Source organism: Micromonospora sp. CPCC 206060, from assembly GCF_036906895.1.
Lineage (GTDB): Bacteria > Actinomycetota > Actinomycetes > Mycobacteriales > Micromonosporaceae > Micromonospora.
The window spans coordinates 76777-86946 of the sequence record NZ_JBAKHU010000027.1 but is presented as its reverse complement, the minus strand read 5'-3'; the positions used below and the strand labels follow the sequence as shown (position 1 = coordinate 86946).

Here is a 10170-nt window from a genome sequence, read left to right as displayed (position 1 = left end):
CACCACCATCCACGCCACCGAGGCCGGCCGGCACCAGGGCTGGCTGCCCGAGGAGATGAACCGGACCATCCACGCCGTGGAGCACTGGCTGAGCAACGCCTCCGGTCGGGTGATCGTCTGCTCCGGGTACATGCGCGACCAGGTCACCGGCCTGTTCGAGGTACCGGCCGGCCGGGTCGACGTGGTGCCCAACGGGGTCGACGACCGGGCCTGGTACGCCCGACCCCGGGCGGTCGCCGCAGCCCGGACCCGGTTGGCCGGGGACGGGCCACTGGTCGGCTACGCCGGTCGGCTGGTCTACGAGAAGGGCGTGCAGCACCTGATGCACGCGGTGCCCCGGCTGCGGGACCGGCACCCCGGGCTGCGCGTGGTGATCGCCGGGGACGGCCCGTACCGGGACGAGTTGCAGGCCGAGGCGCACCGGCTGGACCTGGGTGGCACGGTCAACTTCATCGGTTTCCTCAACGCCACCCAACTGCCGGCGGTGCTGGCCGCCACCGACGCGACCGTGGTACCGAGCCTCTACGAACCGTTCGGCATGGTCGCCCTGGAGGCGGCGGCGGCCGGCGCCCCACTGGCGGTGGCCGCCACCGGCGGGCTCGCCGAGATCGTCGAGCCGGGCGTCACCGGGGTCACCTTCCCGCACAGCAACCCGGACGCCCTGGCCAGTGCGGTGGACCAGCTCCTCACCGACGAGGTCTTCGCCCGCCGGGTGGCCCGCCGGGCCCGGACCATGGTCAGCGAGCGGTACGGCTGGACCACCATCGCCGCCCGGACCGCCGCCACGTACGCCACCGCCCGCCGCGAGGCCGGCGGCCAGGGTGGACGGTCGGCCGGCGTACCGGCCCGGATCGTGGTACCGGAGGGGAACCTGCTCGCCGTCGCGGCCCGCTGACCCGTCCGGACCGTCGCGGCGCGCCGACCTGATCGGACCGTCGCGCGGGATGGGCCCACCGCGCTCCGCTGGTTATCGTGTACGGCGGGTGACGGATGGGGAGTGGCGCCGTGCAGCAGCTGCTGATCGTCGGGCGGTACCGCCTGCTCGACCTGGTCGGCAGCGGCGGGATGGGTCGGGTGTGGCTGGCCCGCGACGAGATGCTGCACCGCGACGTCGCGGTCAAGGAGGTCGTGCCGCCGGAGTGGCTGACCGAGGCCGAACGCGTGGAGCTGCGCCAGCGCACCATGCGGGAGGCACGCACCGCAGCCCGGCTCAACCACCCCAACGTGGTGCGCATCTACGACGTGGTGCACACCGGCGACAACCCGTGCATCGTCATGGAGTACATCGCCGGCCGGTCGATGCAGCAGATCCTCACCACCGACGGGCCGTTCGCCCCGTACCCGGCGGCCCGGATCGGGCTGGCCCTGCTCGACGCGCTGCGCGCCGCGCACGCCGCCGGGGTGCTGCACCGCGACGTCAAGCCGCACAACGTACTGATCGGCGAGAACGGGCGGGTGGTGCTCAGCGACTTCGGGCTGGCCACCTTCGACGGTGGCGACGGCGCGATGACCCGCCCCGGCATGGTGCTCGGCTCCCCGCAGTACGTCGCCCCGGAACGCGCCCGGGACGGCACCGCCGACGCCCGGACCGACCTGTGGTCGCTGGGTGCCACCCTCTACGCGGCAGTGGAAGGGAAGTCGCCGTACGCGCGACCGACCACGATGGCCACCCTCACCGCGCTGGCCACCGAACAGCCCGCCACCTCCCGACGGGCCGGCCCGCTGCGCCCGGTGCTGACCGGGCTGCTCCGCCGGGACCCGGCAAAACGGTTGACCGCCGGCCAGGCCGAGAAGCTGCTCCGGGCGGTGGTCGCCGCCGAACCCGCACCACCGCAGCGGGAGGCGGTGGGCGCACCGGGCCCGCCAGCCGCCCCCCGGAACCCGGGCGCCCGGCTCCGGCGGGCCCGCCGGTGGTTGGCGGCCGGCGGGGCGGTCGTGCTGGTCGCGGCGGGTGTGGCGCTGGTCTCCCGGGGCGGCCCGCCCGGCACCGGGCCGGTGCCCGCGCCACCACCGGCAACCGTCCGGCCGGTGGCCTTCCCCTGCGCCCGACCGGCCGGGCCGTACCAGGCCAAGCGGGTCGTGCCGGCGCCCACCCCGGCCGGGGAACGGTACCCGTTGGCGGCGGGCTGGACCTGGTACACCGATCCGACCGGGTTCCGGGTCGCCGCCCCGGTGGGCTGGCTGCGTTTCGCCGACGGTACGGCGGCCTGTTTCCGGGATCCGAGCGGGTTCCGGGCACTCAGCCTCGAGACCGTCACCCCGCCGGCCGACCTGGTGGCGTACTGGCGTGACCAGGAGCGACGGCTCACCGGCAGCGGGGCCCTGCCCGGCTACCGCCAGGTGCAACTCGCGCCGATGGCCGGGCTGCACGACGGCGCGGCGGTCTGGGAGTGCGGCTGGGTCGGTCCGGGAGGCGAACGGATGCGCAGCTCGCGGTTGCTGGTGCGCACCTCGCCGGTGCACGCCCACGTGCTGGCCTGGCAGACCCCGGAGCTGGACTGGCCGGCGAACCACGACCGGCTGCTGATGATCCGGCGGAGTTTCCGGCCGGCCGGGTGAGCCGCAGAGTCACCGGCCGGCTGGACGCCGTCCCCTGTGGAACGCGGAGGTTGTTGCCCGATGCCGGTTCCACTGGCACAGTGACGTAGTTTCGTGCCCAAGATCCTGGGGAGGATGAGGCCACCATGATGGGACCGTCCCACGCGCTTTCCGGCGCCGCCGCCTGGCTGGCTGGTTCCTGGGCACTGGAGCACTTCGCCGACTACCACCAGTCGCCGTTGGCCATCGCGGTGGGCACGGCGGTCTGCGCCGGTGGGGCCCTCTTCCCCGACCTCGACCTCTCCGGCAAGGTGACCCGCAACCAGGGCGGGGCCACGGTGGCCCGGACGTTCGGCGTCTTCTCGCTCTTCATCGCCGAGGTGATCGAGAAGCTCTCGCTCGGCGTCTACCACGCGACCAGGCTGAGCAAGGATCCGCGCCGCAACAACGGCCACCGGACCCTGACCCACACCATCCCGTTCACCGTGCTGGTCGGCTGGGGCACCACCACCCTCTGCGCCACGTACGGCAAGTGGGCCGTGATCGGCATCCTGTTCTTCATGATCGGCTTGGCGCTGCGCGGGCTCTTCGACGACTGGGCCAAGCGCGCCGGCTGGGTGATCGTCACCCTGGTCTCGCTCGCGGCGGCCTGGTTCACCTTCCTGAACCTCCCCGGTGACCGGGGGTACCCGATGATCGGTCTCGCCGTCGGCGTCGGCTGCTTCGTACACATCCTCGGCGACCTGATGACCCGGGCGGGGGTACCCATCCTCTGGCCCATCCCGATCAGGCGCCGGATGTGGACCATGGTCGGCATGCCGAACAGCATCGCGCTGAAGACCGGCAGCAAGGCCGAGGTGGTGTTCGTCCGGATCGGACTGACCGTGGTGGCGGTGCTCTCCGCGATCGGACTGGTGGCGCCCAACGTGCTGGACCGCTTCACCATCGAGAGCTGAACCGGCAGCGGTACTGTGGTCCGATCCGACCGCGTGGTGAGGAGCGAACGATGGCTGCCGACGAGCACCGGCCCACCAGCGGAAGCACGCTGTCCGAACGCCTCAACCGGGTCTTCGACCGGATCCGGAAAGCGGACGGCAGCCGGTTCAGCCTCCGCGAGGTCGCCGACGCGGTCACCGCAGCCGGCGAGCCGATCTCCTTCGCCTACATCGGGCAGCTCCGCAACGGCGAGAAGGACAACCCGAGTCTGAAACACCTGCGCGGTCTCGCCCGGTTCTTCGGCGTACCGGTGGAGTACTTCACCAGCGACACCCTCGCCGACGAGGTTGACCGGGAACTCGACCTGGCCGCCGCGCTGCGGCAGGTCCGAGCCCGGACCATCGCCCTGCGGCAGTCCGTCGTACCCGAGGCGGAGCAGGCGATCGACGCCCTGACCGAGTTGCTCGCCACCATCCGTGAACTGGAACGCTCCCGCACCGGCACGGATGACGGCACACTCCGGACCTGAAGCCATGGTGCTGTCCCCCTGGCCATTCGGTCGTCGACGGGCGACCCTACGGCAGGTACGCAGACGCTGTGAGCAGATCGCCCGCAGCATCCGCATGCCCGAACCGTTCGATCTCCAACTCTTCGTCGGGCAGCTCAGCGCCGACCGGGGCCGACCGATCCACCTGCTCCCGTTCGACCTGCCACCCGGCGCGCCGTGCGGGCTCTGCGTCACCACCGACTACGCCGACTACCTGGTGGTCCGTTCCACCACGAGCGGCGCGCAACGCGACCACATCGTGCTGCACGAGGCCGCCCATCTGATGCTCGGCCACCGGCCGCATCCCCTGGACGAGCAGATCGGTGTGGGGCAGGTCTTCCGCCACCTCGATCCCCGGGTGGTGCAGGGCATGCTCGGCCGCAGCGCCTACGGCACGGTGGAGGAGCAGGAGGCGGAGATCCTCGCCTCCCTGCTCGGCCAGCGGGCCGGCGCGCGACGGCAGCCGGTTCCGCAGCCGCCCAGCGACCCGTTGGTCGCCCGTCTCGGCCGGTCCCTGGAACACCACAACCGTGGCTAGCCACACCACCGCCTTCCTCACCTGCGCCGCCACCGCCTGGACGGCTGCCGGCTACAAGCTGGCGGCGCTGCGCCACGACCCGCGCAACCCGGCGCTGTGGGCACTCACCGCGTGCATCGTGCTGCCGGCGTTCGGCTTCACCATGGCCGTACCCGAGGTCTACACGACGGTCAACGAACTGCTGGGCACCCCCAACATGGCGTCGCTGCTGGTCTACGGCTGCATCGTCGGGTACAGCGTCGTCGCCCTGATCATGCTGATGCTGTGGCACCTGCCGACCGCCGAGGCCCGCCGCCGGGGCCGTCGGCTACTGCTGTTCTACGCCGTCGTGCTCACCGTCATGGCGGTCCTGTTCCGGCGGACCGGTGCGACGGTCGAGCACCCCGACGACTTCGATCTGGTGTACGGGCCGGACCGGATGGGGGGCACCTTCCTGCTGGTGTACGTCAGTGCCTTCGGCTACGGGCTGGCCACCGCGGCCTGGCGGGGCCGGCAGTTCGCCACCCGGGTCGCGCACACCGCACCCGACCGGCCCTGGCTGGCCCGGGGGTTGAAACTGGTCGCGGCGGGTTCGTTCATCGCGCTGGGCTACTGCCTGGGCAAGGCGGTCTTCGTGGTCGGTGCCTGGAACGGCGTCCGGCTGCTGCTGTTGAACGAGGGGGCCACGCAGTGCGCCTGCGCCGGGGCGGTGGTCATCACCGCCGGCCTGACACTGCCGTCCTGGGGGCCACGGCTGACCGCCAGCACGCATTGGCTGGGCCAGGTCTGGACCTACCTGCGGCTGTATCCGCTGTGGCACACCATGTACCAGGCGGTGCCGGGCATCGCCCTGGACCCGCCGGAGTCCCGGCTGGCCGATCTGCTGCTGCTCCGGGACCTCGACTACCGGCTGTACCGCCGGTTGGTGGAGATCCGCGACGGACGGAGCGCACTCGCCCCGTACATGGGTCCGGTGGTCACCGGCGCCGAGCGGACCGCCCGGCGGTACCGGCTGCCGGTCACCGCCGTCGAGGAGGCGCTGCGGATCCGCGGCGCGGTACACCTGCTCCGGTGCCCCCGGCACCGGGTCGACGCTCCCCCGCCGTCCGGCGCCACCGGGCCGGACCTGACCGGGGCGGACGACCCGGCGTGGCTGGTGCAGGTCGCCCGGGCACTGGACCAGCTCACCGTGCGGGCCGACTGAAATGCTGGTAGTCGGGGGTGTCCGGCCAGGCACCACCCCACTGCCAACCGGCGGCGGTCAGGCGCCGACCCGCTGCGGTGGCACGCTGAGCCCCCAGAAGGTCATCAGCTCCGGGGTGTCGACCCGACTGCCGTCCGCCACCGTGTCACAGGCGATGTCGACGATCTGGTCCTTGTGCGCCAGGAGATAGGGCCGGGCACCGACGTCGGCCTTGGCCAGCGTGGTGATGCCCGGCCAGTGCCGGCGCCCGAAGAGCATCGGGTACCCGCGCAACCCGCCGTAGGTGGCACAGACCAGGGCATCCGGGTACGGCAGGGCACTGACCCGGCGTACCGCGGCGACGCTCAGGCCGGGCATGTCGACCGGTACGACCAGCACCGCCTCGATCCGGTCGTCGGTCAGCGCCGCCAGCCCCACCCCGAGGGAGGAGCCGATGCCGGTCCCCCAGGACGGGTTCACCACCACGGTGGCCCGGGACAACTCGGCGGTACGCAGCACCTGGTCGGCGGCGGCGCCCAGGACGACCACGATCTGGCCGCAGCCCCCGGCGACCAGGGTGTCCAGCATCTGGTCGACCAGGGGCTTCTCCCCCTGGTGGAGCAACGCCTCCGGGCCGCCGATACGACGCCCGCCGCCGGCAGCGATGATCATTCCTGCGATCCGGTTCAGCTGTGCCACCCCCACCCTGGCGACGGGCGGTTCCGTCCCGTCGTACGCACAACGGAGGTAACGAGCCGTCAGATCGCCGAGTTTCGGGTCAAAACGGAAATCTTATGGCATCACGCAGCATCGGCGTAGCATTCGACCACGCTGACATCGAGCGGGAAGCGGACCGGGGTGGCCCCGAACAGCAGCCGGGTGGCCCGCGTCCCCGCCTGGAACACCAGCCCCGCCACCCGGTCGGCCTGCTCCGCCGGGCAGTGCACCACCACCTCGTCGTGCTGGAAGAAGACCAGCTCGGCCCCACCGGAACCGGCCGGCAGGCCGCCGTCGGACTCCCCCAGCGCGGTGCGCGGGGTCGCCAGCAATGCGGTGCGCAGGGTCGCCAGCAGGGTGGACGCCCACTCGGCGGCGGTCGCCTGGATGACGAAGTTGCGGGTGAACCGGCCCCGGGACCGGGCCGCCGCCCGGGACCGGGGGCCCCACGGGTCAGCCTCCGCGTCGGCGCCGGCCACCGGCTCGTCGGGATCGGTCTCCCGCACCGCGACGCCCGCCGGTGGACAGGTCCGCCCCAGCCAGGACCGGACCAGCCCGTTCGCCTCGCCGGTACGGGCCGCCGCCTCGAGGTACTCGAAGGCGGTCGGGTAGTTGCGGCGCAGCACCGCCAGGGCCGGCGCCGCCATCCCGCCGGTCTGCCCGTACATCGCGCCGAGCAGGGCGACCTTGGCCCGCGCCCGGTCGCCACCGAAGGCGTCCCGGGCCAGCGCGGCGTAGAGGTCCCCGGCGCCCCCGGCAGCGGCCAGCCGCTGGTCACCGGACATCGCGGCGAGCACCCTCGGCTCCAACTGCCCGGCGTCGGCCACCACGAACCGCCAGCCCGGATCGGCGACGACCGCCCGCCGGACCACCTTGGGGATCTGCAACGCGCCGCCGCCCCGGGTCGCCCACCGGCCCGACACCACCCCGCCCGGCACGTACTCCGGACGGAACCGCCCGCCGGAGACCCACGCGTCCCGCCAGCTCCAGCCGTGCGCCGTCCAGATCCGGTAGAGCTCCTTGTACTCCAGGACCAGCGGCACCGCCGGGTGGTCCACCCCGCGCAGCACCCAGGCCCGGGTGTTCGGCAGCTCCACCCCCACCTTCGCGAACGCCCGGAGCAGCTCGGCCGGGGAATCGGCGTGCAGCTGCCGCAGCCCGAAGGCCTCCGCGATCCGGGCACCCAGCTCGGCCAGCCGCCGGGGCGGCCCACCCACCGGGGACGGCTCACCGAGCAGGTCGAGCAGGAGTTCGTCGTGCACGTCAGCGCGCAACGGCAGGCCGATCGCGCCCATCTCCACCGCCACCAGGGCACCGGCCGACTCGGCGGCCACCAGCAGCCGGAACCGGCCGGGGTGCTCGGTGGCCGCGATCCGGGCGAGCTGGTCGGCGTACACCCGGACCAGGGCGTCCAGGCCCGGACCGGGTGCGGCCGGCGGCGCGTCGAAGAGCGCGCCCTGGCCGTGCCCGGGCGGTGCCGCCGGGCGGGGCGGCGGGTCGGCCGGCACCGGCGCCCCGGTCAGTCGGGCCCAGGCCGCCGCGAGCGCCCTCGGCTCACCCCACCGACCGGCGTACCCCAGCAGCAGCCCCTCGGTCAGCTCGACGTCGTGGCAGCGCTCGACCCGGACCCCGGCGGCCAGCAACGCCGGGTAGATCACCGGGGTGGCCGCCCACACCCAGCGCGGCCGGTCCGCCCGCTCCCGGGCGGCGACGGCGGCGACCAGGTCGGCCACCGGCTCGGCCGGCCCGGCGGGGGTACCGTCCGGGTGCAGCGGTTGCAGCACGGCGCCCCCGCCGTGCGCCTCCCCCGTCACCGCCACCAGCACGCTGCCGATTGTGCCCCGCACCCCCGACAACCGGCGGGGATGCGGGGCGGTTGGTCAGCGGCGGTGGGTCACTTGACGGCGCCGGAGGTCAGACCGGACTGGATCTGCCGCTGGAAGACCGCGTAAACAATGATCATCGGCAGGATCGCGATGGTGAGGGCGGCGAAGAGACCGGACCAGTCCGCCTCGTAACCGGCGTTCACCGAGATGTCGGCGATGCCCTGGGTGAGCACCCACTTCTCCTTGGCGTTGGAGAGCAGCACCAGCGGAAGCTGGTACTGCGCCCACTGGCCGATGATGTTGAAGATCGCCACGCTGATCAGACCCGGCTTGGCCATCGGCAGCATCACCCGGAAGAACAGCCGGGTGTGCGAGCAGCCGTCGATCATCCCGGCCTCGGCGACCGAGGAGGGCAGCGTCTTGAAGAACGCGGCCAGGAAGAAGATCGTGAACGGCAGCGAGTACGCGATGTAGACCAGCACCACCCCGGTGTGGGTGTCCAGCAGGCCCAGGTTCTTCACCACGAAGAAGAGCGGTACCAGGGCCAGGAAGACCGGGAAGGCCAGCCCGGAGACGAACAGGTAGTAGATGAACCGGTTGCCCCAGAACCTGTAGCGGGCCAGCACGTACGCCGCCATCGAGCCGAGCAGCATCGTGCCGGCGGTGCTGAACCCGACCACGATGACGCTGTTGAGGAAGTACCGGCCGACGTTCGCCTTGGTCCACGCCCGACTGAAGTTCTCCCAGCGCAGCTCGGCCGGAAGCGTCCACGGGCTGCTGAAGATCTCGGTGGTGTTCTTGAACGCGGCCAGGAACGTCCAGAGGATCGGCACGATGACGATGATCGCCCAGACGGCCAGCGCCACGTGCCCGAGGCGGGCGAACAGGCGTACCTCGGCGCGCCGGTTGCTCCGCCGGTGCCCGGCCGGACCGGCGGCCGGGCGCGGGGCGTCCACGGGTGCGGATGACTTCACGATGGTCTGCGGGTTCATCTCAGTACTCCACGCTCTCCCGCTTGGTCAGCCGCAGCGTCAACGCCGCGAACGTGATGGTGAGGAAGAACAGCGCCACCCCCATCGCCGAGGCGTAGCCGTACTTCGAGTAGACGAAGGCGTTGCGGTAGATCTCCATCGCCAGCACCGTCGTCGCGCCGTCCGGGCCGCCGCCGTCCACCGACAGCACCGCGACGATGGCGAACGCGTCGAACGCGGCGATACCGAGGTAGACCCAGGCCACCTGGAGGGTGTCCCAGAGCAGCGGGAGGGTGACCCGGAAGAACAGGGTGACCCGGGTGGCGCCGTCCATCTCGGCGGCCTCGTAGATCTCCCCCGGGATGGAGGCCATCCCGGCGGAGAAGAGCACCACGTAGAAGCCGACCGCCTGCCAGACCAGTACCCCGATGATCGACCAGAGCGCCAGGTTGGGGTTGATCAGGAACAGCACCGGATCCAGGCCGAACTTCATCAGCACGCCGTTGATCAGGCCGGACTCGTTGGGCCGGTAGACCATCTGGAACAGCACCGCGATGATGGCCACCGCCAGGACCTGGGGGAAGAAGAACACCACCCGGTAGAACCTCGACCCCCAGACCCCCTGGCGTTGCCCGCCGACGCTCTTGCCGCCCACGTTGAGCAGGAAGGCGAAGAAGAGCGCGATGGCAATGGTGATCAGCGGCAGGGCAAGCAGCAGTACGCCGTGGTGCTGGACCGCTTTCCAGAAGTCACCGTCGTCGAGCAACCTGCGGAAGTTGTCGAGCCCGACCCAGTTGGGGGCGGACAGACCTCGCCAGTCGGTCATCGAGATCTGGAACGCCTGCGCGTACGGCGCGATCACGAAGACCACGTACAGCGTCAACGGGGCGGCCAGGAAGCCGACCACGAACGGATACTTGCCGTGCCGCATGACC

The 10170-nt window shown here is 72.1% G+C and carries 11 protein-coding genes; 6 read left to right on the top strand and 5 right to left on the bottom strand.

The features are described 5' to 3' along the window. The 6 genes from V6U90_RS18325 to V6U90_RS18300 all read left to right on the top strand — a co-directional run. Positions 1-895 (top strand): glycosyltransferase family 4 protein (locus V6U90_RS18325; protein WP_334437807.1); only part of this gene is annotated, 895 nt, incomplete at its 5' end. Between the two features lie 110 nt (positions 896-1005). After that, a complete protein-coding gene (locus V6U90_RS18320; RefSeq protein WP_334437805.1) occupies positions 1006-2559 on the top strand; it encodes a serine/threonine-protein kinase in 1554 nt (517 codons plus the stop codon). A 125-nt stretch (positions 2560-2684) separates the two neighbouring features. After that, the gene (locus V6U90_RS18315) at positions 2685-3494 is read left to right on the top strand and encodes a metal-dependent hydrolase (protein ID WP_334437803.1); all 810 of its coding nucleotides are present in this window, start codon (positions 2685-2687) and stop codon (positions 3492-3494) included. Between the two features lie 50 nt (positions 3495-3544). After that, complete coding sequence (locus V6U90_RS18310) at positions 3545-4003, top strand: helix-turn-helix domain-containing protein (RefSeq protein ID WP_334437801.1); 459 nt, start codon at positions 3545-3547, stop codon at positions 4001-4003. Positions 4004-4097: 94 nt separating this feature from the next. After that, complete coding sequence (locus V6U90_RS18305) at positions 4098-4559, top strand: hypothetical protein (RefSeq protein WP_334437799.1); 462 nt, start codon at positions 4098-4100, stop codon at positions 4557-4559. Further along, on the top strand, positions 4552-5742 hold the full coding sequence (locus V6U90_RS18300; protein WP_334437797.1) for an MAB_1171c family putative transporter: 1191 nt from the start codon (positions 4552-4554) through the stop codon (positions 5740-5742). Before V6U90_RS18305 ends, V6U90_RS18300 begins: the two co-directional genes overlap by 8 nt. On the opposite strand, the gene V6U90_RS33930 is transcribed toward V6U90_RS18300, so the two are convergent. From V6U90_RS33930 to V6U90_RS18280, 5 genes are all read right to left on the bottom strand, one after another. Continuing rightward, entirely contained in the window at positions 5723-5803 is an 81-nt protein-coding gene (locus V6U90_RS33930; RefSeq protein ID WP_442933614.1) for a M15 family metallopeptidase, read from the bottom strand. The genes V6U90_RS18300 and V6U90_RS33930 overlap by 20 nt on opposite strands. Continuing rightward, on the bottom strand, positions 5800-6393 hold the full coding sequence (locus tag V6U90_RS18295) for a nucleotidyltransferase family protein (RefSeq protein WP_334437815.1): 594 nt from the start codon (positions 6391-6393) through the stop codon (positions 5800-5802). The genes V6U90_RS33930 and V6U90_RS18295 overlap by 4 nt, the downstream gene beginning before the upstream one ends. Positions 6394-6521: 128 nt before the next feature. Continuing rightward, positions 6522-8294 carry a bifunctional 3'-5' exonuclease/DNA polymerase gene (locus V6U90_RS18290; RefSeq protein ID WP_442933612.1) on the bottom strand — a complete coding sequence of 591 codons (1773 nt, stop codon included), beginning with the start codon at positions 8292-8294 and terminating at the stop codon, positions 6522-6524. A gap of 38 nt (positions 8295-8332) precedes the next feature. Further along, positions 8333-9256 (bottom strand): carbohydrate ABC transporter permease, encoded by a 924-nt coding sequence (locus tag V6U90_RS18285; protein WP_334437792.1) that lies wholly within the window; start codon positions 9254-9256, stop codon positions 8333-8335. A gap of 1 nt (position 9257) precedes the next feature. Further along, complete coding sequence (locus V6U90_RS18280; protein ID WP_334437790.1) at positions 9258-10166, bottom strand: carbohydrate ABC transporter permease; 909 nt, start codon at positions 10164-10166, stop codon at positions 9258-9260. Positions 10167-10170: the final 4 nt, after the last annotated feature.